General features: G+C 64.1%; 21 protein-coding genes. 10 read left to right on the top strand and 11 right to left on the bottom strand.

What is annotated here, in order from left to right; all coding sequences use genetic code 11:
* Positions 1–4: 4 nt before the first annotated feature.
* Positions 5–2,326 (top strand): Tex family protein, encoded by a 2,322-nt coding sequence (locus tag KW821_RS18880; protein WP_218292534.1) that lies wholly within the window; start codon positions 5–7, stop codon positions 2,324–2,326.
* 107 nt (positions 2,327–2,433) lie between these two features.
* On the opposite strand, the gene KW821_RS18875 is transcribed toward KW821_RS18880, so the two are convergent.
* The 3 genes from KW821_RS18875 to bioH all read right to left on the bottom strand — a co-directional run bounded on the left by KW821_RS18875 (position 2,434) and on the right by bioH (position 4,095).
* Positions 2,434–3,024: a hypothetical protein gene (locus tag KW821_RS18875; protein ID WP_218292533.1), complete on the bottom strand. Its 591-nt coding sequence runs from the start codon at positions 3,022–3,024 to the stop codon at positions 2,434–2,436.
* Position 3,025: 1 nt separating this feature from the next.
* The gene (locus tag KW821_RS18870) at positions 3,026–3,259 is read right to left on the bottom strand and encodes a flagellar biosynthesis protein FlgE (RefSeq protein WP_218292532.1); all 234 of its coding nucleotides are present in this window, start codon (positions 3,257–3,259) and stop codon (positions 3,026–3,028) included.
* A gap of 71 nt (positions 3,260–3,330) precedes the next feature.
* The gene (gene bioH, locus KW821_RS18865) at positions 3,331–4,095 is read right to left on the bottom strand and encodes a pimeloyl-ACP methyl ester esterase BioH (RefSeq protein WP_218292531.1); all 765 of its coding nucleotides are present in this window, start codon (positions 4,093–4,095) and stop codon (positions 3,331–3,333) included.
* A gap of 38 nt (positions 4,096–4,133) precedes the next feature.
* On the opposite strand from bioH, the gene KW821_RS18860 reads away from it, so the two are divergent.
* Positions 4,134–4,850: a ComF family protein gene (locus KW821_RS18860; RefSeq protein WP_218292530.1), complete on the top strand. Its 717-nt coding sequence runs from the start codon at positions 4,134–4,136 to the stop codon at positions 4,848–4,850.
* Positions 4,851–5,044: 194 nt separating this feature from the next.
* A complete protein-coding gene (gene nfuA / locus KW821_RS18855) occupies positions 5,045–5,623 on the top strand; it encodes a Fe-S biogenesis protein NfuA (protein WP_042652881.1) in 579 nt (192 codons plus the stop codon).
* Between the two features lie 76 nt (positions 5,624–5,699).
* Here the strand turns inward: nfuA and gpsA are convergent, their stop codons facing one another.
* Genes gpsA through KW821_RS18840 form a run of 3 tightly spaced genes read right to left on the bottom strand, consistent with a single transcriptional unit; the run spans position 5,700 to position 7,656 of the window.
* Positions 5,700–6,704: an NAD(P)H-dependent glycerol-3-phosphate dehydrogenase gene (gene gpsA, locus KW821_RS18850; RefSeq protein ID WP_218292529.1), complete on the bottom strand. Its 1,005-nt coding sequence runs from the start codon at positions 6,702–6,704 to the stop codon at positions 5,700–5,702.
* Between the two features lie 2 nt (positions 6,705–6,706).
* The gene (gene secB, locus KW821_RS18845; protein WP_005890810.1) at positions 6,707–7,177 is read right to left on the bottom strand and encodes a protein-export chaperone SecB; all 471 of its coding nucleotides are present in this window, start codon (positions 7,175–7,177) and stop codon (positions 6,707–6,709) included.
* A 47-nt stretch (positions 7,178–7,224) separates the two neighbouring features.
* The gene (locus tag KW821_RS18840) at positions 7,225–7,656 is read right to left on the bottom strand and encodes a rhodanese-like domain-containing protein (RefSeq protein ID WP_042652883.1); all 432 of its coding nucleotides are present in this window, start codon (positions 7,654–7,656) and stop codon (positions 7,225–7,227) included.
* A 347-nt stretch (positions 7,657–8,003) separates the two neighbouring features.
* Between KW821_RS18840 and gpmM the strand changes: the two genes are divergently transcribed.
* Positions 8,004–9,533 carry a 2,3-bisphosphoglycerate-independent phosphoglycerate mutase gene (gene gpmM, locus KW821_RS18835; protein ID WP_218292528.1) on the top strand — a complete coding sequence of 510 codons (1,530 nt, stop codon included), beginning with the start codon at positions 8,004–8,006 and terminating at the stop codon, positions 9,531–9,533.
* Positions 9,534–9,542: 9 nt separating this feature from the next.
* A complete protein-coding gene (locus tag KW821_RS18830) occupies positions 9,543–10,946 on the top strand; it encodes a peptidoglycan DD-metalloendopeptidase family protein (protein WP_218292527.1) in 1,404 nt (467 codons plus the stop codon).
* Between the two features lie 141 nt (positions 10,947–11,087).
* Here KW821_RS18830 and KW821_RS18825 read toward each other — a convergent pair whose 3' ends face one another.
* Entirely contained in the window at positions 11,088–11,738 is a 651-nt protein-coding gene (locus KW821_RS18825) for a Qnr family pentapeptide repeat protein (protein ID WP_218292526.1), read from the bottom strand.
* 89 nt (positions 11,739–11,827) lie between these two features.
* Between KW821_RS18825 and KW821_RS18820 the strand changes: the two genes are divergently transcribed.
* Positions 11,828–12,835 (top strand): substrate-binding domain-containing protein, encoded by a 1,008-nt coding sequence (locus KW821_RS18820; protein WP_218292537.1) that lies wholly within the window; start codon positions 11,828–11,830, stop codon positions 12,833–12,835.
* A gap of 105 nt (positions 12,836–12,940) precedes the next feature.
* Here the strand turns inward: KW821_RS18820 and KW821_RS18815 are convergent, their stop codons facing one another.
* Genes KW821_RS18815 through KW821_RS18805 form a run of 3 tightly spaced genes read right to left on the bottom strand, consistent with a single transcriptional unit; the run spans position 12,941 to position 15,894 of the window.
* Positions 12,941–13,582, bottom strand: a complete 642-nt coding sequence (locus KW821_RS18815; RefSeq protein WP_218292525.1) for a bifunctional 4-hydroxy-2-oxoglutarate aldolase/2-dehydro-3-deoxy-phosphogluconate aldolase — start codon at positions 13,580–13,582, stop codon at positions 12,941–12,943.
* A 9-nt stretch (positions 13,583–13,591) separates the two neighbouring features.
* Positions 13,592–15,388: a phosphogluconate dehydratase gene (gene edd / locus KW821_RS18810; RefSeq protein WP_218292524.1), complete on the bottom strand. Its 1,797-nt coding sequence runs from the start codon at positions 15,386–15,388 to the stop codon at positions 13,592–13,594.
* On the bottom strand, positions 15,385–15,894 hold the full coding sequence (locus KW821_RS18805; protein ID WP_042652889.1) for a gluconokinase: 510 nt from the start codon (positions 15,892–15,894) through the stop codon (positions 15,385–15,387). Before KW821_RS18805 ends, edd begins: the two co-directional genes overlap by 4 nt.
* A gap of 155 nt (positions 15,895–16,049) precedes the next feature.
* On the opposite strand from KW821_RS18805, the gene KW821_RS18800 reads away from it, so the two are divergent.
* From KW821_RS18800 to KW821_RS18785, 4 genes are all read left to right on the top strand, one after another.
* A complete protein-coding gene (locus KW821_RS18800) occupies positions 16,050–17,423 on the top strand; it encodes a GntP family permease (protein ID WP_042652890.1) in 1,374 nt (457 codons plus the stop codon).
* A 159-nt stretch (positions 17,424–17,582) separates the two neighbouring features.
* Entirely contained in the window at positions 17,583–18,932 is a 1,350-nt protein-coding gene (gene pssA / locus KW821_RS18795) for a CDP-diacylglycerol--serine O-phosphatidyltransferase (protein WP_042652891.1), read from the top strand.
* Between the two features lie 167 nt (positions 18,933–19,099).
* Positions 19,100–21,169: an ATP-dependent DNA helicase RecG gene (gene recG, locus KW821_RS18790; protein WP_218292523.1), complete on the top strand. Its 2,070-nt coding sequence runs from the start codon at positions 19,100–19,102 to the stop codon at positions 21,167–21,169.
* Between the two features lie 154 nt (positions 21,170–21,323).
* A complete protein-coding gene (locus tag KW821_RS18785; protein WP_218292522.1) occupies positions 21,324–23,390 on the top strand; it encodes an AsmA-like C-terminal region-containing protein in 2,067 nt (688 codons plus the stop codon).
* Positions 23,391–23,428: 38 nt separating this feature from the next.
* On the opposite strand, the gene KW821_RS18780 is transcribed toward KW821_RS18785, so the two are convergent.
* Positions 23,429–24,334, bottom strand: coding sequence for a bifunctional GNAT family N-acetyltransferase/hotdog fold thioesterase (locus KW821_RS18780; RefSeq protein WP_218292521.1), 906 nt, complete (start codon positions 24,332–24,334; stop codon positions 23,429–23,431).
* Positions 24,335–24,382 lie beyond the last annotated feature (48 nt).

Raw genomic sequence — 24,382 nt, 5'->3', positions numbered from 1 at the left:
CCAGATGCACAGCCATGCAATAGAGAGACAGATCGCCACCGAGCTGAATGCTCGCCCTGAACAGGTGCAGGCCGCCGTGCGCCTGCTGGACGAAGGTTCCACCGTGCCCTTCATCGCCCGTTATCGCAAGGAGGTGACCGGCGGCCTGGACGACAGTCAGCTGCGTACCCTGGAGAGCCGCCTCGGCTATCTGCGTGAACTGGAAGATCGCCGCCAGGTGATCATTCGCTCCATCGAGGAGCAGGGCAAGCTGACCCCCGAGCTGGCGCGCGAGCTGAACGGTGCCGACAGCAAGACCCGGCTCGAAGATCTCTATCTCCCCTACAAGCCCAAACGTCGCACCAAGGGGCAGATGGCCATCGAAGCCGGGCTGGAGCCGCTGGCCAATCTGTTGCTCACCGACCCCATGCAGGATCCGGAGCAGGAGGCGGCCCGCTTCCTCAATGCCGAGCAGGGAATAAACGACAGCAAGGCCGCCCTCGACGGCGCCCGCTACATACTGATGGAGCGCTTCGCCGAGCAGGCCGATCTGCTGGAGAAGCTGCGGGACTACCTGTGGCAAAACGCCACCCTGCGCGCACGGGTGGTGGCGGGCAAGGAGCAGGAAGGGGCCAAGTTCAAGGACTACTTCGAACACGATGAGCCGCTGCACAAGGCCCCCTCCCACCGGGTGCTGGCCATGCTGCGTGGTCGTAACGAAGGGGTGCTCAACCTGGCGCTGGTGACCGGCGACGACGAGGGCGCCAGCCCCTGCGAGGGCATCATCACCCATCACCTCAGGCTGAACCTGCAGGGCCGGCCGGCCGACAAGTGGCTGCAGGGGGTAGTGAGCTGGACCTGGAAGATCAAACTCTCGCTGCAGATGGAGACCGAGCTCATCGGCCGCATCCGCGAGAGTGCCGAGGAGGAGGCGATCAAGGTGTTCGCCATGAACCTGCAGGATCTGCTGATGGCGGCGCCGGCCGGTATGCGCTGCACCATGGGGCTGGATCCGGGCATCCGTACCGGGGTCAAGGTGGCCGTGGTCGACGCCACCGGCAAGCTGGTCGATCACGCGACCATCTACCCGTTCGAACCCAAGAAGCAGGTCGATCAGAGCCTCAGGACCCTGAGCGAGCTGTGTCAGAAGCACAAGGTCGAGCTCATCAGCATCGGCAACGGCACCGCCTCGCGGGAGACCGACCGGCTGGTGAGCGATCTGTTCGAGCGCTATCCCGCCGCCAAGGCGCAGAAAATAGTGGTGAGCGAGGCTGGTGCCTCCGTCTACTCCGCCTCCGAGCTCGCCTCCCAGGAGTTCCCGGATCTCGACGTCTCCATCCGCGGCGCCGTCTCCATCGCCCGCCGGCTGCAGGATCCCCTGGCCGAGCTGGTCAAGATCGATCCCAAGAGCATAGGTGTGGGTCAGTACCAGCACGATGTGGGTCAGAGCCAGCTGGCGCGCCGGCTGGACGCCGTGGTCGAGGATTGCGTAAACGCGGTGGGGGTGGATGTGAACACCGCCTCGGTCGCCCTGCTCAACCGGGTCTCCGGCCTCTCCCAGACCCTGGCCCAGAACATAGTCGCCTACAGAGACGACAACGGCGCCTTCCACAACCGCCAGCAGCTGCTCAAGGTGAGCCGGCTCGGCCCCAAGGCGTTCGAGCAGTGCGCCGGCTTCCTGCGCATTCGCGGCGGCAGCAACCCGCTGGACGGCTCGGCGGTGCACCCGGAGTCCTATCCCGTGGTGGAGCGGATCCTGGCGCAACTCCAGCAGCAAGTGGAGAGCCTGCTCGGCAACGGCAGCCTGCTGCGCGGCCTGAGGGCCGCCGACTACACAGATGAGCGATTCGGGGTCCCCACGGTCACCGACATCATAGGTGAACTGGACAAGCCGGGCCGCGACCCGCGCCCCGAGTTCAAGACCGCCACCTTCAAGGACGGGGTGGAGAAGATCAGCGACCTGGTGCCCGAGATGGTGCTGGAGGGCGTGGTCACCAACGTCACCAACTTCGGCGCCTTCGTCGACATCGGCGTGCATCAGGACGGGCTGGTGCACATCTCCTCCCTGACCGATCGCTTCATCAAAGATCCCCGCGAGGTGGTCAAGGCGGGCGACATAGTGCGGGTCAAGGTGCTGGAGGTGGATGCCCCGCGCAAGCGGATCAGCCTCACCATGCGCCTCAATGAGAAAGCCGGCGAGAAGAGTGGGCAGCAGGCCCGCAAACCAGCCGAGCCGCGTCAAACGATGGGCGCGCCCAAGGCGAGAAGCGAGCCGAGGCCGGCCAATCCCATCGGGGGGGCCATGGGCAACGCCTTCGCCGCCGCCCTCTCCAAGAACAAGAAATAGCCGACCAGTACGATGCAAAAAGCCCCGAAAGGGGCTTTTTCATGGGTCTTCGCCAAGGCTGAGGAGTCACAGGCCATCGAGATTGCCCTGCACTGACAGTAGGCGACTTAGACATCCAGGCTGAAGCTCTGACGGGGGGTGGGCCTGACCGCCTGCCGATAGTGCTGGGCGATGATCTGATTGCGTCTGTCCATATAGGCACCGAGCGGGCCGGATGCACCGCTGGCAGGCTCGACCACCATCAGCTCCCTGCGGGCCTGCACCTCCTTGAGCGTGGCGGTGCGGGCCACGCTCAGATCCTGGGAGGAGGGGTCGGCCAGTGCCAGGGAGGCGGCGCGCACCTGCTCATGCTGGCGCATCTCACGACCCCGCTCCACCCGCTGCTGTTGCTTCTGTTGCTCCTGCTGGCCTGACTCCTGCTGCCTGCGCTTCCCGTCTTCATCGGTGGCGTCGACAAAGCGCTGGGGCGCCGCCGTCGGGCTGGCTGGCGTACTCTCACGGGAGGATTGGGCAGCGGGGTTGGCCTGGGCGGCCCTGGACTGGTCTTTCTGGGAGGCCACGCCGGACTCGGCAGCGGAGGCCTCGCCCTGGCGCGCCTGGGGTACGAGTTCGGTGCGGCGATTGTCAGTCCGTGCCGATTCCGTCTGCGGGTGCAGCTGATTGGGAATCATCGGCGGCAGGCCGACGTTGATGTTCATCTCACACTCTGATGTCGATCAGGGTACCCAGCATGTCGCTGGCGGTCTGGATCACCTTGCCGGAGGCGCCGGCCTGCAGCTCGGCCACCTTGAGCGTGACCAGTTCGTCCGGCAGCTCCACCCGATCGCCGACCGGCGTATTGAGGCTGGCGATCTGGCCGGATGCCTGGCTGGCCAACTGCTCGGCTCGCTGGAATCCCTGTACGCCCGTCGTCATGGCGGAATCGATACGCATCATCTTGCTCCTCTGGCTGTTGACTGATTATTCACCACCCAGAGGGATTATTGAAGCCTGCCGCTCGCTTTTCAGCCGATGAACTCCCGCACCATGACGATGAACTGCGCCGGATGAGAGATGAAGGGGGCATGGGAGGCCTTGTCCAGCACCAGGCTGCGGCTATGGGGATAGCGCTCGTCCAGCAGCGGGATGGCCGCCTTGGGCACCAGCGAATCCAGCCTGCCGTAGATGCGCAGCCAAGGCAGGCTGAGCGTGGTCAACTCATCCCGCAGATCGACGTCGGCCAGCAGGCCGAGGCCGGCCTCCAGCGCGGCAAGCTGGGGCGCTGGGCGCTCCGCCAGCCAGTGGCGCAGCTGGCGGATGTCATCCCTGGCGTGCTCGCTGCCCATGGCCTGGATCGCCAGGAAGCGCTCTATGGTCTGCTTGAAGTCCCCCGCCAGCATCTGGTTGAAGCCGGCCAGCACCTTGGGCGCGATGCCGGGCCACTCATCCCGCGCCATGAAGCAGGGCGAACTGGCAACCGTGATCAGGGATTGCACCCGCTCGGGATGAGTCAGGGCCAGCTGGCTCGCCACCAGGCCACCGAGGGACCAGCCGAGCAGATGACAACGCTCCGGCAATACGCTGGCCACCTGCTCTGCCAGCCAGGGCAGGGAATAGTCGCTTCCTTCGATCAGGGGACTGTTGCCGAAGCCGGGCAGATCCACCAGATGCACCCGATAATGGTCCGCCAGCTGCTGGGCTATGCCGTGCCAGACAGCGCCATTCATGCCCCAGCCATGCAACAACACAAGATCCGGCCCCTGGCCAAACCGCTCAACCGATATGCTCATCTAGACTCAAGATCCCTGTTTATCCGCTTGGTGCCTGCATGTTAAAGCGGCTGCTCGCCAAAGCAAGTCCGATCCTCGGCAGTCGGGCCGACTGGCTGGGGCTCTGTCTGCTCTGCCGCCAGCCCTGTGACGACCAGCCCCTGCTGTGCGACTGGTGCCAGCGGGCCCTGCGACAACAGGAGCCTCGCTGCCAACTGTGCGCCGCCCCGCTGCCGGCCGAAGGGATCCTCTGCGGCCGCTGCCAGCGCCGGCCACCGCCCTGGCAGCGACTGCAGGTGATCGGCGACTATCTGCCGCCCTACCCCCTGCTCATCCCCCGCCTCAAGTACTCGGGCCAGATCCTGCTGGCGTCCCCCCTGGCACGGCTGCTGGCAGACCATCTGGATCTCGCGCAGCCGCCCGAGGTCATCATTCCGGTGCCGCTGCACTGGTGGCGACACTGGTGGCGCGGCTTCAATCAGGCGCAGGAGATCGCCGACGCCCTCGCCGAGATCACCGGCATCCCCTGCGACAGCGGGCTGCTGCGCCGAGCCAAGGCCACCCCGCAGCAGACCAGGCTGAGTGCCGGCCAACGTCGGCGCAACCTGCGCGGTGCCTTTCAGATCCGAGCCCACCACTATCGCCACGTGGCGCTGCTCGACGATGTGGTCACCACGGGTGCCACCGCCGGCCAGCTCACCCGCTTGCTCCACGAGAGCGGCGTCCAGCGGGTGGAAGTCTGGGCAATCTGCCGCACCCTGAAGCACCTGAAATGACGCCCACGCAGAACAGGCTCCACTCGGCTGCTCATGTTTATAACCACACAATGTAAGGAGTAACGGAGTGGGCACTTTGCCGCTCTCTGTCATGTCATGAAGCACAGCAAGCAACTACTGCCATGCTACCCAAGCCCTGCCAAGAGAGTTATCATGAATACCCTAGTCGTACACTCAGGTTTATGAGGATAGTGATGATCAGCATTTCCGACACCGCCCAGGCGCATTTCCGCAAGCTGCTGGAAAATCAGCCTGATGGCACCAATATCCGGGTGTTTGTGGTCAATCCGGGAACCCAGAACGCCGAGTGCGGCGTCTCTTATTGCCCACCAGATGCGGTGGACCCGGAAGATCAACACCTGCCTTTCAGCGGCTTCGACTGCCTGGTCGATCCCCTGAGCTCCCCTTATCTGGTGGATGCCACCATAGATTTCGTCACCGATCAGATGGGCTCCCAGCTCACCCTCAAGGCGCCGAATGCCAAGATGCGCAAGGTCGCCGACGATGCTCCCCTGGCCGATCGCATCGAATACGTGCTGATGTCAGAGGTGAACCCCATGCTGGCCGGTCACGGTGGCAAGGTGACGTTGATTGACATCACCGACGACAAGCTGGCGATTTTGCAGTTCGGTGGTGGTTGCAACGGCTGCTCACAGGTGGATTACACCCTGAAAGAGGGGATCGAGAAGCAACTGCTGGAGAAATTCCCGGGCGAGCTCAACGGCGTGAAAGATGCCACCGAGCACCAGCGTGGTGATCACTCCTACTATTGATCGGCCCTGCCCGCTCATGAAAAAGGCCCCGCCAGATCCTGGCGGGGCCTTTTGCTATCCGGCGAGCCGAACAGGATCACTCGTCGCGCTTGTCCCGGCTGAGCAGGGCGATGGCGGCCTCTTTCGGGTTCTTGCCCTGATAGAGCACCTGGAAGATCTGCTCGCAGATGGGCATCTCGACGCCGCAGCGGGCCGCCAGCAGATGCACCTCCTTGGTGTTGCGATAGCCTTCCACCACCTGGCCGATCTCGGCCATGGCAGTCTCCACCGTCTTGCCAGCCCCGAGCGCCAGCCCGAAGCGGCGGTTGCGAGACTGGTTGTCGGTACAGGTCAGCACCAGATCCCCGAGCCCCGCCATCCCCATGAAGGTCTTGGCATCGGCACCGAGGGCGGCACCCAGGCGCTGCATCTCCACCAGACCCCGGGTGATGAGCGCTGTCCTGGCGTTGGCGCCAAAACCCAAGCCGTCGGAGAGGCCGGCACCGATGGCGATGACGTTCTTGACCGCCCCGCCCAGCTGCAGGCCGATGAAGTCCGGGTTGGTATAAACCCGGAACGAACGGCCACAGTGCAGCAGCAGCGAGAGATCGTCGGCGAAGTCGTCGTGGGTCGACGCCACCGAGATGGCGGTCGGCAACCCGGCGGCCAGCTCCCTGGCGAAGGTGGGGCCTGAGATCACCGCCAGCGGGATATCCTCACCCAGCACCTCACGGGCCACGTCCTGCAGCAGGCGGCCACTGTCCGGCTCCAGCCCCTTGGTAGCCCAGGCGATACGGGTATCGGGGCGCAGGAAGGGCTTGACCCGGGCCAGCACCTGACCGAACACATGGCTCGGTACCACCAGCAGCAGCACGGGGGCGGCTTGCACCGCCTGCTGCAAGTCGGCAGTCAGCTGCAGATCGGCGGGGAAAGGGACATCCGGCAGGAAAGCCTTGTTGCAGCGATCTTGTTCCAACACGGCGACATGAGCGGGGTCGTGACCCCACAGCAGGGTCGGATGACCGTTGCGCGCCAGAGAAATGGCAAGGGCGGAGCCGTAAGACCCCGCCCCCAAGACCGAGATAGCGATCTGGTCGGCCATTATCAGGCTTCCGCAGTCGCCTGCTGGGCCTGTGCCTGCGCCATGTGCTGGGCAAACAGGGCATCGAAGTTAACCGGTGCCAGGTTCAGCTGCGGGAAGGAGCCCTTGCTCACCAGGTTAGCCACGGCTTCGCGGGCATAGGGGAACAGGATGTTGGGGCAGAAGGCGGCCAGGCAGTGAGCCAGCTGCGGCTCCGGCAGGTTGCCGATGGAGAAGATACCGGCCTGCTGCACTTCACACAGGAAGGCGGTCTCGGTTTCCAGCTTGCAGGTCACGGTCAGGGTCAGCACGACCTCGTACACGCCGTCGGCCAGCACGCTGGTCTTGGTGTCCATGTCCAGCTTGACGTCCGGCTGCCACTCTTTCTGGAAGATGTGCGGAGTGTTCGGCGCTTCGAAGGAGACATCCTTGGTGTAGACACGCTGGATGTGGAATTCCGGTTGCACTTCCTGGTTGTTGATTTCGTCAGCCATTTCGTTTGATTCCTTTTTAAGAAAATGAGTGGGCGCAGGCCCTTAAATCAGCGTTTTTTGGTTACCGGCAGATTCTCTGCACGCCATTGGGCCATGCCACCGCTGAGCGTATACACCTGCTTGAAACCGGCCTTGCTCAGTAGGCGACCCGCGCCACCAGCGGTCATCCCCGACTCGCACACCACTATGATGGGGGCATCTTTATGCTTTTCAACCGGACCCAGATTATTGGCCTGGATCTGGGTGAGGGGCAGGTGATGAGCGCCGGCCAGGTGGCCCTTGGCAAACTCTTCCTGACTGCGAATGTCCACCACTGTGGCACTTTCACGGTTGATCAGCAGGGTGGCGGTGTGGTTGTTCACCGCCTTCACCGGAGAAAAACGAGCACGCACCGTGGTGTACACCAGGGTGCCTGCCAGGCCGAACCAGGCTGCTGCCAGCAGCGGGTTGCGGGCCGCAAAATCCAAATACTCTTGCATCTTCTACTATCCAGGGACCAAGACAAGGGCCCGAGTATACATGGGGCCCCCGATAAGATCAGCCATCTTGGCGGCAAAGCGAGAGCAAGCTCCCATCAGGGGTTGAGCGCGGGTTGCCCCCATGAAGAGCGGCCATAGATGCGGGTCTGGCGGGCATGCAAAAGCGGTTGTAAAGACGATGACGAGGTTGGCAGACAAGCCGGCAACATGCCGAAAACGGGCCGATAACAGCAAAAAAACCAGGCCACAGAGGGGCTTGGCTATCAGGTGACTATTTCGGCAGATGTAGTAATATTACGCTAGTTTCACTTCCTGCAATTCATTCCTATCCGAGAGGACATAGCCTTATGTCAACAGCTAAGAAACCTTTGGTTCTGGTCATCATGGACGGTTGGGGCTACAGCACCAAGCAAGAGCACAACGCCGTCGCTGCCGCCAAGACCCCCAACCTCGACCGTCTCGCCCGTGACTACACCAGCACCTTGATCTCCGGCTCCGGCCTGGATGTGGGTCTGCCGGATGGTCAGATGGGTAACTCCGAAGTGGGTCACGTCAACATAGGTGCCGGTCGCATCGTGTACCAGGAGCTGACCCGCATCTCCAAGGAGATCAAGGACGGCGACTTCTTCCAGAACGTCGAGCTGGCCAAGGCTGTTGACGGCGCCGTGACCAAGGGCAAGGCCGTGCACATCATGGGTCTGATGTCACCGGGTGGCGTACACAGCCATGAAGAGCACATCATGGGCATGATCGAGATGGCCGCCAAGCGTGGCGCCGAGCAGATCTACTTCCACGCCTTCCTGGATGGCCGCGACGTGCCGCCGCGCTCCGCCCAGTCCTCCATCGAGCAGTTCGATGCCCTGTTTGCCCGTCTGGGCAAGGGTCGCTTCGCCTCCATGATCGGCCGCTACTTCGCCATGGACCGTGACAACCGTTGGGACCGCGTGCAGCAAGCCTATGACCTGATGACTCAGGGCAAGGGCGAGTTCACCGCCGACAGCGCCAGCGAAGCCCTGGCCGCCGCCTATGCCCGCGACGAGAACGATGAATTCGTCAAGGCCACCCGCATCGGTGCCGCCGCCCCCATGCAGGATGGCGATGCGTTGATCTTCATGAACTTCCGTGCCGACCGTGCCCGCGAGATCACCCGCGCCTTCGTCGACAGCGACTTCACCGGCTTCGCCCGTGCCGTCACCCCGGCGCTGAACTTCGTGATGCTGACCGAATACGCCGCCGACATCAAAACCACCTGCGCCTACCCGCCCACTGCCCTGGTGAACACCCTGGGTGAGTGGCTGGCCAAGCAGGGCAAGACCCAGCTGCGCATCTCCGAGACCGAGAAGTACGCCCACGTCACCTTCTTCTTCAACGGTGGCGAAGAGTCCTGCTTCAGCGGTGAGGATCGCGAGATCGTCGCCAGCCCGAAAGTGGCCACCTATGATCTGCAGCCGGAGATGAGCTCCGAAGAGCTGACCGACAAGCTGGTCGGCGCCATCAAGAGCGGCAAGTACGACGTCATCATCTGCAACTACCCGAACGGCGACATGGTCGGTCACACCGGCGTGTTCGATGCCGCGGTCAAGGCCTGTGAGGCCGTCGATCACTGCATCGGTCGTGTCACCGAGGCCCTGGCCGAGGTGGGTGGCGAATGCCTGATCACCGCCGACCACGGCAACGCCGAGAAGATGCTGGACGAAGAGACCGGTCAGGCGCACACCGCCCACACCAATCTGCCGGTTCCCCTCATCTACTTCGGTCGCAAGGCCGAGGTGCTGGAAGGTGGCAAACTGTCCGATCTGGCCCCGACCATGTTGACCCTGATGGGTCTGCCTGTGCCGCCGGAAATGACTGGCAAGCCCCTGATGATTCTGAAATAATCCTGCCCCATGCGGGGATGCGAAGTTATTTCAACCAAAACCAGTCGCGTCGGCCTGTTGGCCGGCGCGCTGTTTTTTTGCCTGATCGGCGCTGCCGGCACGGCCCAGGCTGCCAACCAGCAGCTCGGCACCATGCAGTCCCAGATCAAGGAACAGCAGAAGACCATCAAGCTCAGCAAGCAGGAGCTGGCCAAACTCAATACCCAGCTCAAGGCCGATGAGCAGGCCATCTCGGCCGCCGCCGCCAAGCTCGATCAGACCAAACTGCAGCTGAAGCAGAACCAGCAAAAGCTGGTGAACCTGCAGCAGGACAAGCTGGATCTGGAGCAACAGGCCAAACATCAGAAACAGTTGCTGGCCAAGCAGGCGGAAAGCGCCTTCCAGGCGGGCAACCACGACTACCTCAAACTGCTGCTCAATCAGCAGGATCCGGCCAAACTGAGCCGCGCCCTCGACTATTTCGACTATCTCAACAAGGCCCGCATCGAGGCCATCGACGCCCTGCGCGCGACCCGCGCCAAGCTGGCCAAGAACCAGCAGGCGACCCAGGAGACCGAAAGCAAGCTGCAAGCCCTGCTGAGCGAACAGCAAGCGTCCCACCAGAGCCTGCTGACCAGCCAGCAGAGCCGTGCCAAGGTGCGCAACCAGCTGCAGCTGTCGGTGCAGGATGACGAGCAGAAGCTGACCAAGCTGGTCAAGGCGGAGAAGGCCCTGAAGGCCCGGCTGGAAGAGCTGCGCCGCCAGCGGGAAGAGCAGGAACGCCGCGAGCGCGCCGAGCGGGAACGCCTCGCCAAGATCAAGGCCGAGCAGGAGCGCCAGCGCCGTCTGGAGGCGCAACGCCTGGCCGCCGAACAGAAGCGGCTTGCGGAACAACAGCGGATCGCGGCGCAACAGCAGAAGGCCGGCGAGCAGCAACGGCTCGCCGCCCAACAGCAGAAAGTCACCGAGCAACAAAACAAGGTGACTCAACAGCAAGCCGCCGCGCGCAGCAGCGCCAAGGCAAGCACAGGCGGCTACGGTGGCCTCAGCACCAATGGCAGCCTGCGCTGGCCGGTACAGGGCCCGATCCTCATCTCCTACGGTTCGGCTCGTACCGCCGAGCTCAAGTGGAAAGGCACCCTGATCGGCGCCAGCGAAGGCACCCAGGTCAAGGCGGTGGCGCCAGGACAGGTGGTCTACGCCGACTGGCTTGACGGCTTCGGCATGCTGCTAGTGATAGACCATGGTAAAGGCTATATGAGCCTCTATGGTCACAACCAGTCACTGCTGCGCCAGGTTGGCCAGAGCGTGGAGCAAGGCGAACCCGTGGCGCTGGTCGGCGACAGCGGCGGCCAGGACAGACCCGGCCTCTACTTCGAGATCCGCTATCAGGGTGAGGCCATCAACCCGACCAAGTGGTTGGCCAAGCGCTAACTGGTATTCAAGAGCACATGCCATCGAGCGCCTCATGAAAAAAGCCTGCATCCGCAGGCTTTTTTCATTCTGGCTCTGGCCCATCTCGCTGGCCGATGACGAAAACTTACGAAGTTTCCCGCACCATCCTGGTTGGCATCATCAGGGGAAGACGACCATGCCTATCTGCTCAAGCAGCCCCTGCTGCTGCTCCTCGCTTATCTGCACGCCGTCCAGCTTGACCAGACGCAGATCCAGCCCGGGCAGGTCGCACTGGCGCAGATCGCAGCCCTGCAGGTTGAAGCTGCGCCAGTCTATCTGGCCAAACTCGGAGCCACTGAGATCGGATCCCGCCAGCGAGGCGCCCAGCAGGCTGGCCCCCTGCCAGCGGTTGCCGCTCAGCTCGCAGCGCTCCAGCAGGCAGCCATCGAAGTTGGCGTAGCTGAAGTTGTTGCCGGTCAGATGGGCCTCGCAGAAGTAGCTCTTGACGGTGATCTGGTTGGCGAAGCTGGCACGGGCGAAGTTGATGCCCATGGCCTGGCAGTCGCGCAGCTCCAGCCCGAGGCACTGGCTGCGGCTCAGATCCGCCAGGGTCAGGTCGCAGCGCAGGAAGCTGGCCTCCCGCAGATCGCAGCCCTGCAGCGAGCAGCCGAGTTCGCGCTCCCGTTCGTAGAAGCTGCAGTCGACGAAGCGGCTCTCGCTCAGATCCAACCAGGAGAAGTTGCAGTCGATGAAGCGGCAGTCAGCGAACTGCTCCCCTTCCACTTCCTGCTGCTCGAATCGCTTCCCCTCGAAGCACTTGCCCTTGATCATCCGAAATTTCTCCTAATGATGGCGTCATATGCTGACTTTATTGCGTGAAAAAGGTAATGTTACCTGTAACATTGCTGCCGGAACCCAAGATGAACGACACCCGCAAACGCCGCCCCACCCTGCAAGACATCGCCGATCAGACCGGGGTCACCAAGATGACCGTCAGCCGCTACCTGCGCGATCCACACACAGTGGCCGAGGGCACCCGGGGGCGGATCGCCGCCGTGGTGGAAGAGCTGGGCTACATCCCCAACCGGGCACCGGACATTCTCTCCAACGCCACCAGCAAGGCGATCGGCATCCTGCTCCCCTCCCTCTCCAACCAGGTCTTCTCCGCCCTGGTGCACGGCATAGAGACGGTGACCCGCCCCGCCGGTTACCAGACCCTGCTGGCCCACTACGGTTACAATCCGGAACAGGAAGAGGAGCAGGTGGCCTCCCTGCTCTCATACCACGTGGATGGCCTGATCCTGTCCGACAGCCTGCACACCGAGCGCACCCGCAAGATGATCGCCACCGCCGGCATCCCTGTGGTGGAGACCATGGATCTGCCGCAGAACCCCATCGACATGGTGGTCGGCATGGATCACCGGGCCGCGGCCCGGGCCATGGTAACAGAGATGCTGCGCCGGGGGCGCCGCAAGGTGGTCTACCTGGGGGCACGGCTCGATGTGCGCACCCAGCTGCGGATGGAGGGCTACTACCAGGCGATGGCCGATTTCGGCCTCGATGGCCAGCACCTGCTGACCGAACAATCCTCCAGCTTCACCCTGGGCGGCCAGCTGCTGGAGCAGGCGCTGGCGCGCTACCCCGATCTGGACGGCCTGTTCTGCACCAACGACGATGTGGCGGTCGGTGCCCTGCTGCAGTGCCAGGCCAGGTGGATACCCGTGCCCCAGCAGATCGCCATCGCCGGCTGCAACGCCCTCGACATCGGCCACGCCATGACCCCCAAGCTGGCCAGCATAGTCACCCCGCGCGAGGAGATAGGCCGTGAGGCGGCAACCATGCTGCTGGCCCGCCTGGGCGGCCAGCCCAGACCCGACAGCCGCATGGACTTGGGCTTCTCCCTCTATGTAGGGGAGAGTCTGGGCTGACCGCCTCTTCTCTCCCATCCCCAGACCCCTCTCCCACTGGCCGAGGGGCGAAAACAAACAGGCCACCCTGAGGTGGCCTGTCTGGTTGTTCTAAACGATATGTGACTAACGTTTAACCAATTCAACCGCTTCGCGGGAGAGGCGAGTCACCTCTTCCCAGTTGCCGTTCTTGACCGCATCGGCCGGCAGCATCCAGGAGCCGCCGACGGTGGCGACGCATTTCAGCGCCAGGTAATCGGCGACGTTGTTCGGGCCTATGCCGCCGGTGGGGCAGAAGCGGACCTGCGGCAGCGGCGCGGCGATGGCCGCGAGCGCCTTGGTGCCGCCGTTGGCCTCGGCCGGGAAGAACTTCAGGTGGCTGTAACCCGCCTCCAGCGCCTGCATCACCTCGGAGGCCGTGGCCACTCCGGGGATCAGCGGCGCCGTGCTCTTGGCGGCGTGGGCCAACAGCGCCGGGGTCATCCCCGGCGAGATGACGAAGCGGGCACCAGCGGCCACGGCAGCATCGAACTGCGCGCAGTTGAGCACAGTCCCCGCCCCCACCATGGCCTCCGGCATCGCCTTGGCGATGAGGGCGATGGCATCCAGTGCCACCGGGGTGCGCAGGGTGATTTCGAACACCGAGATACCACCCGCCAGCAGCGCCTGTGCCATCGGCAGAGCCTGCTCCAGGTCGTTGATGACCATCACGGGCACCAGCGGGGAGGCGGCAAACACCTCGGCAGGGGTCAGTTTCCAGTTTTGCATAGCTCTTCCTCAGTCAAAGATGGTGGCGCCACACTCGGCGCTCGATACCGCGCGACGCATCACGCTAAACAGTTCACGGCCCCAGCCTTCTTGCTCCAGGCTGAGATCCGGCTCGACCGGGGTACGGCCGCTCAGATCGGTCAGGCAATCCAGGCGGCCCGATTCGGCATCCACCCGCAGCAGGTCACCGTCTCGCAGCAGGCCTATGGCGCCGCCGTGCAGGGCCTCAGGGGTAACGTGGATGGCGGCCGGGATCTTGCCGGAGGCACCGGACAGGCGGCCATCGGTGACCAGCGCCACCTTGTGACCCGCCTTCTGCAGGTTGCCGAGCACCGGCATCAGCTTGTGCAGCTCCGGCATGCCGTTGGCGGCGGGGCCATTGTGGCGCACCACTATCACCGCATCCAGATTGAGCTCGCCGGCCTGGTAGGCCGCCTCCACCGCATGCTGGGAGGAGAAGACCTTGGCCGGTGCCTCGATCACGCGATATTCCGGGGCCACCGCCGAGACCTTGACCACGGCGCGGCCCAGATTGCCGGACAGCAGCTTGGTGCCGCCAGTGGCCTGGAATACAGAGCCTGTGGGAGAGAGCACGCTCGCATCGCCACTCTCGCCGACCGGCTGCCACACCAGCTTGCCATCCACCAGCAGGGGGCGGCTGAGGTAATCCTGCATCTCGCCGAAGGTCGGGGTGGCATCCATGTGGATCAGCCCCTCCTGTGCCAGCCGGCGCATCAGGCCGGGCACGGCACCGGCCTGCTCGAAGGCGTTCACGTCGGCCGGGCCATTCGGGTACATGCGCACCAACAGCGGCACCACGTCGGAGAGATCGCTCAAGTCGTCCCAGGTCAGGTGCAGGCCGGCGGCGCGGGCCAGCGCCACCATGTGGATGCTGTGGTTGGTGCTGCCGCCGGAGGCGAGCAGGGCCACCAGGCCGTTGACCAGGGAGCGCTCGTCCAGCACCTCGCTCAAGGGGCGATAGGCCGGTGAGCCGGGGATCATGGCGCTGATGCGGCGCGCCGCCTCGGCAGTCAGGGCGTGGCGCAGCTCGCTGTGAGGGTGCACGAAGGCGGAGCCCGGCAGCATCAGACCCATGGCCTCGAACACCAGCTGGTTGGTGTTGGCGGTGCCATAGAAGGTGCAGGTGCCGGGCGCATGGTAGGCGCCGCACTCCATCTCCAGCAGCGCCTCGCGGCCCACCTGACCGGCGGCATACTGCTGGCGCACCTTCACCTTGTCATCGTTGCTGATGCCGCTGGCCATGGGGCCGGCCGGCACGAAGGCGGTGGGCAGGTGGGCATGGGAGAGCGCCCCCATGATCTGGCCCGGCGCTATCTTGTCGCAGATGCCGAGCAGCAGGGTGGCGTCGAAGGTGTTGTGAGAGAGGGACAGCGCCGTGGCCTGGGCGATGAGATCCCGGGAGAAGAGTGACATGTCCATCCCGGGCTGGCCCTGGGTGACGCCGTCACACATGGCGGGCACCCCGCCGGCGACCTGGGCACTGTGGCCCAGCTCGGCCAGGGTCGCCTTGATCTGGTCCGGGTAGCCCTGATAGGGCTGATGGGCGCTCAGCATGTCGTTGTAGGCGGTGACTATGCCGACGTTGGCGCGGGTCAGATCGAGGATGCGACCCTTCTCGTCCGTGCTGCAGGCGGCCACGGCGTGAGCCAGGTTGCCACAGGCCAGGGCGGCGCGGGTCTTGCCCTGCTCCGCCTGACGTTGAATGCGGGCCAGGAAGGCCTGGCGACGGGTGGCACTGCGCGCACGGATGCGGGCGGTGACCTCGAGGATGATGGGATGAGTCATATTGCTTGCTCCAGTGCGGTGACGGCGCGGTCGACAACCTGTTCGAAGCCGCCGTCGATATCGATACAACATACCCCAGCTTCGCCATCCGGGCGCTCCAGCGCATCGAATTGGCTCTGCAGCATGCTCTCGCGCATGAAATGACCGTGACGGGCCTTCATCCGCGCCAGGATCAGCTCGTAGTCCCCATCCAGGAACAGGAACCTGACCGATTCGTTGCCCTCGCGGATCTGATCGCGATAGTGGCGCTTGAGGGCGGAGCAGACGATCACCCCCACCTCGTTCTTCTGTTCCAGGCTGTAGGCCGCATCGCGGATCCGCTCCAGCCAGGGGGCGCGATCCTCATCGTTGAGTGGGGCGCCGCCCGCCATCTTCTGAATGTTGGCACGAGGGTGCAGATCGTCGCCGTCGATAAACTTGGCGCCGATGACCTGAGCCACCCGAGCCCCGACCGACGATTTGCCGCTGCCGGAGACGCCCATCACGATAATACTCTTACCAGCCATTGTTTGACCTCTATCCCATTTCTCAAAAAACGTACCGTAGATGACTTCTAACTTACCACGTTACCGGTAACATGTTACCGGTAACGTCATGGCATGTGAAGTGGTGCACAGATTTGTGCAAGACGATAACTGGAACTTTTGAGGATAGAAAAATTATGGAAGGTGTGGCTAATACCCCCGATGTCGCCTACCTGCTTTCGGTAGCAGGCGGTGCAATTATCATGTTGTTGCTGTTGATAATGCGCTTCAAGATCCACGCCTTCGTCGCCCTGACGCTGGTCAGCCTGGTCACGGCCCTCGCCACCGGCGTGGCCTACGATCAGGTCGTAACGACCATGCTGGGCGGCTTCGGTAGCACCCTGGCCGGGGTGGCCCTGCTGGTCGGTCTCGGCGCCATGATAGGCCGGATCCTGGAGATGACGGGCGGCGCCAAGGTGCTGGCCGATACCCTGATCAGCCGCTTCGGCGCCCATCGCGCTCCTCTTGCGCTCGGTGTGGCCTCCCTGCTGTTTGGCTTCCCCATCTTCTTCGATGCGGGCCTCATCGTCATGCTGCCCATCATCTTCAGCGTGGCCAAGCAGTTTGGTGGCTCTGTACTCAAATATGCACTGCCATCTGCGGGCGCCTTCGCCGTGATGCACGCCTTCATGCCCCCCCACCCCGGCCCCGTTGCCGCCAGTGAGCTGCTCGGCGCCAACATCGGCCTGCTGACCATAGTCGGCCTGCTCGTCGCCATCCCGACCTGGTATCTGGGTGCCTATCTGTATGGCCTGTGGGCCGGTAAGAAGTTCGACCTGCCGCTGCCGCCGAGCTTTACCGACCCGGCGGCCATCCCGGCCGGCCAGCTGCCAAGCTTCGGCCAGGTGATCTCCATCCTGCTGCTGCCGCTGGCACTCATCTTCATGGATACCGGCCTCAACACCCTGGGTGCCATGGGCATGGTCGACAAAGGTGCTGATTGGGTCAATATCCTGCGCATGGTCGGCAAGACCCCGATCGCACTGCTGATCACCCTGCTCTACGCGGTCTGGGTCTTTAGCAAGCAACAGGGCAAGATACAGCTGGAGAAATTCTGTAACGATGCGCTGGCCCCTGTCTGCGCCGTCATCCTGGTGACAGGTGCCGGTGGCATGTTTGGCGGCGTACTGCGTGCCAGCGGCATCGGTGCCGCCCTGGCGGACGTGCTCTCTGACACCGGCATGCCGGTGATCCTGGCCGCCTTCCTGGTCTCGACCGCCCTGCGGGTAGCCCAGGGTTCTGCGACCGTGGCCCTCACCACCACCGCGGCCCTGATGGCGCCCATGGTTGCCGCCACCCCTGGCCTGAGCGAACTGGACCTGACCTTCATCGTCATCGCCATCGCCGGTGGTGCGACCGTGCTCTCCCACTTCAACGACTCCGGCTTCTGGCTGGTCGGCCGCTTCCTCAACATGGATGTGAAGACCACCCTCAAGACCTGGACCGTGATGGAGACCCTGCTCGGCACCATCGCCTTCCTCATCGTGGCCATGGCCAGCGTGGTGTTTTAACCTCGCCAGACAGACGGGTCGGGACCTCTCCCGACCCGTTTTCAATGGACGGCTCCCAGAGCCGTCGATTCTTTGTTGGGTATTCACCGCCTAGATTGCTAGAATCGCCTATTCATTGCCCCGAGTGGAACGCTTAACCCCGTGATTTCAGGTTTCTCTATGCATTCATCGGCACATTATCGACAGTTGCTGACTCGTCTGCCCCAGATCGCGGTCCCCGCGGATCGGTTCCAGGTGCTCAGCAGCGCCAAAGAGTTCAAAAGCAGGATCCTCTCGCTCATCGCCAGCGCGACCCAGCGCATCTATCTCGTCGCCCTCTATCTGCAGGATGACGAGGCGGGACGGGAGATACTGAGCGCGCTCTACGCCGCCAAGCAACGCAACCCCGCCCTCGACATCAAGCTCTTCGTCGACTTCCACCGCGCCCAGCGCGGCCTGATCGGCAAGGGCAAGCAGGGGGGCAACCACCTGATGTATCAGGAGATGGCCGCCCGCCACGAGCACCAGATCGCCATCTACGGCGTGCCGGTGAAGGGGCGTGAGCTGCTCGGCGTGCTGCACCTCAAGGGCTTCATCTTCGACGATACCCTGCTCTACTCGGGTGCCAGCCTCAACGACATCTACCTGCACCAGCAGGAGCGCTACCGCTTCGATCGCTACCACCAGATCACCAGCCCTGAGCTGACCCGCAGCATGGTCAACTATGTGGACGATGTGTTCCTGCGCAGCGAAGCGGTGCAACGGCTGGATCGGGCCGAGATCCCCAGCGCCAAGCTGCTGAAGGGGCCGATCCGGCGCTTCAAGCACAGCCTGCGCACCAGCCAGTATCGCTTCAAGAGCACGCTGGTGGGGGCCGAGGACGTCGCCATCACCCCCATGGCGGGACTGGGCAAGCGTGGCAACCAGCTCAACCGGATGATCCGCAACCTGGTGCGCGCCACCGAGCGGGAAATCTTCATCTGCACCCCCTATTTCAACCCCCCCAAGGAGTTGAACAAGGACGTAGAGGCGCTGCTCAAGCGCGGCTGCAAGGTGACCATAGTGGTCGGTGACAAGACAGCCAACGACTTCTTCATCCCACCGGAGGAGAAATTCTCCACCATAGGCGGGCTGCCTTACCTGTACGAGACCAACCTGCGCCGGTTTGCCGAGCGCAACCAGCGTCACATCGACTCGGGTCGTCTCAACCTGATGCTCTGGTGCTGCGAGAAGAACTCCTATCACCTCAAGGGCATCTTCGTGGACGAGGAGTGGGCGCTGCTCACCGGCAACAACCTCAATCCCCGCGCCTGGGCGCTGGATCTGGAGAATGGCCTGCTGGTACACGATCAGCACCGCCACCTGCGCGAGCGCTTTGCCGAGGAGCGGGCCAACATCCTGGCGCACGCCCGTCGCATCAGCCACTTCGACCAGATAGAGCAGATCAAGGATTACCCTGAGCAGGTGCGCAAGCTGCTGGCCCGGATCCACAGGGTCAGGGCTCATATCCTGCTCAAGCGAATCATCTAGACCGCAATTCGGCTTCCGTCTCAGCCCCCACCCAAAGGCCTCCCGTTTTCGGCAGGCCTTTTTCAGATGCGGCAACCCAACCCGGCTCACAGCAACACGGCTTGCATCGAGCCATCAACAACCCCTATCATCTGGACATATTTACAGTATTTTCGGGCATCTAATTGATGAAATTGGATAAAATCTCCCTCGATAGCCTCAAGGGCGTCGGCAGCAAGATGCTGGAGAAGCTCGAGCGGCTGGGGCTGGCGACGGTACAGGATCTGCTGTTCCACCTGCCCCTGCGCTACGAGGATCGCACCCAGGTGTGGCCCATCGGCGATCTGCCGCCCGGGCTGCACGGCGCCGTCGAGGGCGAAATCCAGGACACCCAGCTGGTGATGGGCCGCCGCCGCATGCTGGTGTGCCGCATCAGCGATGGCACCGGCAGCCTGACCCTGCGCTTCTTCAACTTCACCGCCGCCCAGAAGAACAGCCTGGCCCCCGGTCGCCTGCTGCGCTGCTTTGGCGAGGTGCGCCCCGGCAAATACGGGCTGGAGATGGCCCACCCCGAGTACAAGCTGCTCGGCGAGGAGCAGGCCGGCCAGACCGAAGAAGCACTTACCCCCGTCTACCCGACCACAGAGGGGCTGCGCCAGCTCAGCCTGCGCAGCCTCACCGATCAGGCACTGGCCCAGCTCGAGCTGTACGGGGTGGAGGAGCTGCTGCCCGCCGGCCTCTACCCGCACCAGATAGAACTCGCCGCCGCCCTTCGCCTGCTGCATAGACCTCCTCCCTCGGTGGCGCTGGCGCTGCTGGAGAGCGGCCAGCATCCGGCCCAGCAGCGGCTGGTGCTGGAAGAGCTGCTGGCCCACAACCTGTCGGTGCTGAAAGTCCGCGCTCAGGCCCAGACCCAGCTGGCCCGGTCCCTCAAGCCGGCCCCCACCCTGGTCAAGCAGCTGCTCGGCGCCCTGCCGTTTAAGCCGACCGGGGCCCAGAACCGGGTGGTGGCGGAGATCAGTCAGGATCTACAACGCAGCTACCCCATGATGCGGCTGGTGCAGGGGGACGTGGGCTCCGGCAAGACGCTGGTCGCGGCGCTGGCGGCGCTACAGGCCATAGGCAACGGCTGCCAGGTGGGGCTGATGGCGCCGACCGAGCTGCTGGCCGAGCAACATGCCATCAACTTCGCCCACTGGCTGGAGCCGCTCGGCATCAAGGTCGGCTGGTTGGCGGGCAAGCAGAAGGGCAAGGCCAGGGAAACCCAGCTCGCCGCCATCGCCGATGGCAGCGTCAAGATGGTGGTGGGCACCCACGCCATCTTCCAGGAGCAGGTGGTGTTCCAGCGCCTCGCCCTGGTGATCATCGATGAACAACACAGATTCGGGGTGCACCAGCGCCTCGCCCTGCGCGAGAAAGGGGAGCGGGAGGGGGTACATCCTCACCAGCTGATCATGACCGCGACCCCCATCCCCCGCACCCTGGCGATGACCGCCTACGCCGATCTCGATACCTCTGTCATCGACGAGCTGCCGCCGGGCCGTACCCCCATCACCACTGTCGCCCTGCCGGACAGCCGCCGGGGCGACGTGATCGCGCGGGTCAAGCTGGCCTGCGAGGAGGGCAAGCAGGCCTACTGGGTCTGCACCCTGATCGAGGAGTCCGAGGTGTTGGAGTGCCAGGCCGCCGAGGACACCGCCGCCGAGTTGCAGAACCTGCTGCCCGGCCTGCATATCGGGCTGGTGCACGGCCGCATGCGGCCGGTCGAGAAGCAACGGGTGATGGAGGAGTTCAAGGCCGGCATCTTGCAGCTGCTGGTCGCCACCACCGTCATCGAGGTGGGGGTAGATGTGCCCAACGCCAGCCTGATGATCATCGAGAACCCGGAGCGGCTCGGGCTGGCCCAGCTGCACCAGCTGCGCGGTCGGGTCGGTCGCGGCTCCGTGGCCTCCCACTGCGTGCTGCTCTATCACGCCCCCCTCTCCAAGACGGCCCAGAGCCGGCTCGGGGTGCTGCGGGAGACCAGCGATGGCTTCCAGATCGCCCAGCGCGATCTGGAGCTGCGCGGCCCGGGCGAATTGCTCGGCACCCGCCAGACCGGCTTGGCCGATCTCAAGATCGCCGATCTGGTGCGGGACCAATCGCTCATCCCCCAGGTGCAGAAGCTGGCGCGCTACCTGATGGACAGACACCCTAGCCACGTCGATCCGCTGATCCGCCGCTGGCTGGGACTACGGGATCACTATTCCAACGCCTGACACCCCATTGAGAACAGAAGAAGGAAGCCGATGAATTGCTGGCTTCCTCATGGGCAAACAGATTATCCATATCAGGTTGCTCCGCCGCAGGCCGGGGCTGCGGGATCACTATTCCAACGCCTGACAACCCATTGAAAACAGGAGGAAGATGTCGATGAATTCCTGGCTACGCGCCCTGCTCTATGTATTCGCCTTCCTGCTGCTGTTCGTCTGGGTGGGTCTCGGCCTGTTCGACGCCGAACGAGCCAGGGGCCCCATCGCCAACTGGCTCAGCCAGCAGACCGGGGTGCAAGTCACCATAGGCCGGCTGGTATTCAACCCACTCCATCCCTACACCCTGCTGGCGGAGCAGGTGCAGTACGGTGACGCGGTGAAGCTGGACAAGATCTACCTGGAGATAGACAGCATCGACTGGCTGAACCGGGATGTGCGCATCGCCCACCTGGATCTCATCCGCCCCCTCATCAGGCTGCCGCTCCCCAACCAGTTGCCGACCCTGCCGGTGCACTCCCTCACCATAGGGGACAGCAACATCGACAACCTCAGCCTGCAGAGCGACGGGCTCATCCTGCGCGGCCTGAGCGCCACCCTGAGCGACTGGGAGCTGATCGATCCCAGGCACCAGCCCCAGGCCAACCTGAGCCTCAGCATCAACCAGCTCGACAGCCCCAGCCTGACCCTGGCTCGCCTCAACCTGAAAGGGCGACTGGAAGGCCAGGTGCTGAGCACGGACAAGCTGACCACCAACCTGTTCGACGGCCTGCTGGAGACCGGCATGGTGCTGGACTGGCCCGCACGCAGCTTGCAGCTGCGCGGCCTCAAGGCCCGTGGCATGCGGGTCGAGCTGGACAGCCTCGGCCAGGCCGAGTTCCCCCTGCGCCGGATCAGCCTGGATCGGGGCCAGTTCGACGAGACCAGCGTCAACGCCAACGCCCAGGAGCTCGCCCTCAACAACTTCAGCGGCCAGCTCACCGCCTTCGAGTGGCAGGCGGGCAGCCGACCGACAGGTTACCTCACCGGCTCTCTGGCCGATCTCGGTCGTGGCCTGTTCCAGCTGGAAGAGATCAAGGGGCGACTCGCCTTCTCGCCAGAGCAGCTCGATGCGGAGCTGCAGGGCAAGGCTTTTGATGGGGAGTTCAATCTGGAGCTGGCGCTGGACCCCGATCTTCAGAAGCTGACCCTGAAGGAGATGACCCTGAGCGGCATGGACATCAGCCTGCCAGATGGGTGGTGGCAGGATTGGCAAGGCTGGCGCCCACAGCAGATCGATGTGCGCAAGCTGGCCTTCGATCGGCTCAAGGTGCTCTCCTTCGACGACAGCCTGCCCCTGTCGCTGACCGGCTGGCAGCTCTACCTGACCGACCTCAGCCTGCGCGGTGATCAGCCGGGCCCCCTGCTCGGCCGGGCCAGGGTGGAGAGCAAGTGGTTCGAGCTGGTGTGGGACGGTCTCTCCGCCCGCAACGGCGAGCTGGATGGCGAACTGACGCCGAGCTCCTGGCAGCTCAACAAGCTGTCCAGCACCTTGCCCGACGAGGGGGCCATCGAGCTGAGCGGCCAGTGGGGCAAGGAGCCTGGCCAGAGCAGCCGCCTGCGACTGCAGGGCAAACATCTGGATCTGGAACAGTGGGGCAGGCTGCTGCGGGCCCCCGTCTCGCTGGCGGGCAAGCTGGATCTGAGTGTCGATCTGCAGGCAGATATGAGCAAGAAGCCGACCGACTGGCGCAGCACCCTGCAGGGCAGCCTGAGCCTGGACGCCAGGGATCCCTTCTGGGACAAGGTGAAGATAGATCCGCTGCTGGATGAGTGGTTCAAGGGCGCCACCCCGCCGACCCTGACGGCGGACGGCCTGTGGCAGGTGATGCAGCAGGGGGATACCCCCTTCTATCGCGTCAAGCTAAACGCCAAGGCCGAAAACGGCCTGGTCCAGATCGAACAGGCGGGCGCCTCCACCATCACCCACCTGCTGGCCCTGCAGGGAGGTGTCGATCTGGCCAACGGCCAGTGGCAGCTCGATCTCGGCGCCCTGAACGGGCAACGCTGCGCCGAGCTGCTGGCCCGCTGGCGCGGCCCGCTCGACGCCCCGACCCTGAGCTGGAGCTTCCCGGCCGAGGCCTCCTGCGGCTGGGAGGCCGGCGTACGCTACCCGGCCCAGGGCCGCAGCAGCCCGCTCTGGCGCCCACAGCCCAAACCAGCGACCCCAGACACCAACAAGGCCTCATGATGAGGCCTTGTCATTGAACCGACAGACGGTCGGGCCCCCTAGCCGCCCCGCTTGATGGGCAGCACCACATACTGGCCGACGAACTCCACCGCCAGCTTGCGGCCGCTGAACAGCTGCACCCGCAGGCTGAACTTGGCCGACTCCCCACTCTTGAGCGGCGCCAGCACGGCAGGCATCCCCTCCCGGGCGACCCTCGCCTCCGGCTCCTCGCTCACGGGTCTGTAGTATTTGATATTGCCCTCGGCCAGCACGGTATCGCCCCCCAGCCCGGCCTCCTTGAGCTGCAACCAGATGAGCCCCCAGCCCGCCAGCACACACTGGCTGTAGATGCTGCCGGCAAACATGGTGTCGTGGACGTTGAGGTTGGCCGCCAGCTTGGCCTTGAGATGAAAGGTCTGGCCGTCGTAATGGGTGATGTGTACCCCCATCTTCTCGCTGATGGGAATGCCCCGCGACCAGCGGGTGGTGAGATCCTGACACCACTCCGGGCGATACTGGATAGTCTGCAGCGGGCTCAGGGACTTGATCATCTGGCGGTGGGTGATGCGGCCGAAGGAGACAGGTCCTTCCCCCACCTCGAGGAAACCGCAGCGGCGGTAGAACTCCACCGCCTCCTGGCGGGCGTTCATCACCAGCCGCTTCACCTTCTCGTCGCGGGCGAGCTGCTCGAGATCCTCCACCATGCGGGCCCCCAGCCCCTGACCCCGGTACTCGGTACGCAGCGCCATGAAGCGGATCTGGGCCTCGTCACCACCGACGAACAGCCGGCCGACGGCGATGGGGGTACCGTCTTCGGCCAGCATCAGCCGATGAATGGCGACGGTATCGTATTCGTCCCGCTCGGAACCTATTGGCAGATTGAACGGCTTGCGCAGCAGCTCCCAGCGCAGTTGGTAGTAGCTTTCCAGCTCGGCTGCCGTTTGGGGGGTGACCACCCGGTACATAGATACATCCTTGAGTTACACTGGTCGAAAACCATCTTGCCGTGCAAA

This window comes from Aeromonas sp. sif2416 (assembly GCF_019218665.1).
GTDB lineage: Bacteria > Pseudomonadota > Gammaproteobacteria > Enterobacterales > Aeromonadaceae > Aeromonas > Aeromonas encheleia.
The sequence above is the reverse complement of the archived record's forward strand: the minus strand, read 5'-3'. Positions and strand labels throughout refer to the sequence as shown.

Excerpts from the sequence above, each read along its gene's own strand:
- bioH (WP_218292531.1), bottom strand. The coding sequence starts at position 4,095 with ATGAGCATATCGGTTGAGCGGTTTGGCCAGGGGCCGGATCTTGTGTTG.
- KW821_RS18875 (WP_218292533.1), bottom strand. The coding sequence starts at position 3,024 with ATGAACATCAACGTCGGCCTGCCGCCGATGATTCCCAATCAGCTGCAC.
- secB (WP_005890810.1), bottom strand. The coding sequence starts at position 7,177 with ATGGCTGACGAAATCAACAACCAGGAAGTGCAACCGGAATTCCACATC.
- KW821_RS18820 (WP_218292537.1), top strand. The coding sequence starts at position 11,828 with ATGAACGACACCCGCAAACGCCGCCCCACCCTGCAAGACATCGCCGAT.
- KW821_RS18805 (WP_042652889.1), bottom strand. The coding sequence starts at position 15,894 with ATGGCTGGTAAGAGTATTATCGTGATGGGCGTCTCCGGCAGCGGCAAA.
- KW821_RS18880 (WP_218292534.1), top strand. The coding sequence starts at position 5 with ATGCACAGCCATGCAATAGAGAGACAGATCGCCACCGAGCTGAATGCT.
- KW821_RS18860 (WP_218292530.1), top strand. The coding sequence starts at position 4,134 with ATGTTAAAGCGGCTGCTCGCCAAAGCAAGTCCGATCCTCGGCAGTCGG.
- gpmM (WP_218292528.1), top strand. The coding sequence starts at position 8,004 with ATGTCAACAGCTAAGAAACCTTTGGTTCTGGTCATCATGGACGGTTGG.
- gpsA (WP_218292529.1), bottom strand. The coding sequence starts at position 6,704 with ATGGCCGACCAGATCGCTATCTCGGTCTTGGGGGCGGGGTCTTACGGC.
- recG (WP_218292523.1), top strand. The coding sequence starts at position 19,100 with ATGAAATTGGATAAAATCTCCCTCGATAGCCTCAAGGGCGTCGGCAGC.
- KW821_RS18825 (WP_218292526.1), bottom strand. The coding sequence starts at position 11,738 with ATGATCAAGGGCAAGTGCTTCGAGGGGAAGCGATTCGAGCAGCAGGAA.
- KW821_RS18830 (WP_218292527.1), top strand. The coding sequence starts at position 9,543 with ATGCGGGGATGCGAAGTTATTTCAACCAAAACCAGTCGCGTCGGCCTG.
- KW821_RS18785 (WP_218292522.1), top strand. The coding sequence starts at position 21,324 with ATGAATTCCTGGCTACGCGCCCTGCTCTATGTATTCGCCTTCCTGCTG.
- pssA (WP_042652891.1), top strand. The coding sequence starts at position 17,583 with ATGCATTCATCGGCACATTATCGACAGTTGCTGACTCGTCTGCCCCAG.
- edd (WP_218292524.1), bottom strand. The coding sequence starts at position 15,388 with ATGACTCATCCCATCATCCTCGAGGTCACCGCCCGCATCCGTGCGCGC.
- KW821_RS18840 (WP_042652883.1), bottom strand. The coding sequence starts at position 7,656 with ATGCAAGAGTATTTGGATTTTGCGGCCCGCAACCCGCTGCTGGCAGCA.
- nfuA (WP_042652881.1), top strand. The coding sequence starts at position 5,045 with ATGATCAGCATTTCCGACACCGCCCAGGCGCATTTCCGCAAGCTGCTG.
- KW821_RS18870 (WP_218292532.1), bottom strand. The coding sequence starts at position 3,259 with ATGCGTATCGATTCCGCCATGACGACGGGCGTACAGGGATTCCAGCGA.
- KW821_RS18780 (WP_218292521.1), bottom strand. The coding sequence starts at position 24,334 with ATGTACCGGGTGGTCACCCCCCAAACGGCAGCCGAGCTGGAAAGCTAC.
- KW821_RS18815 (WP_218292525.1), bottom strand. The coding sequence starts at position 13,582 with ATGCAAAACTGGAAACTGACCCCTGCCGAGGTGTTTGCCGCCTCCCCG.
- KW821_RS18800 (WP_042652890.1), top strand. The coding sequence starts at position 16,050 with ATGGAAGGTGTGGCTAATACCCCCGATGTCGCCTACCTGCTTTCGGTA.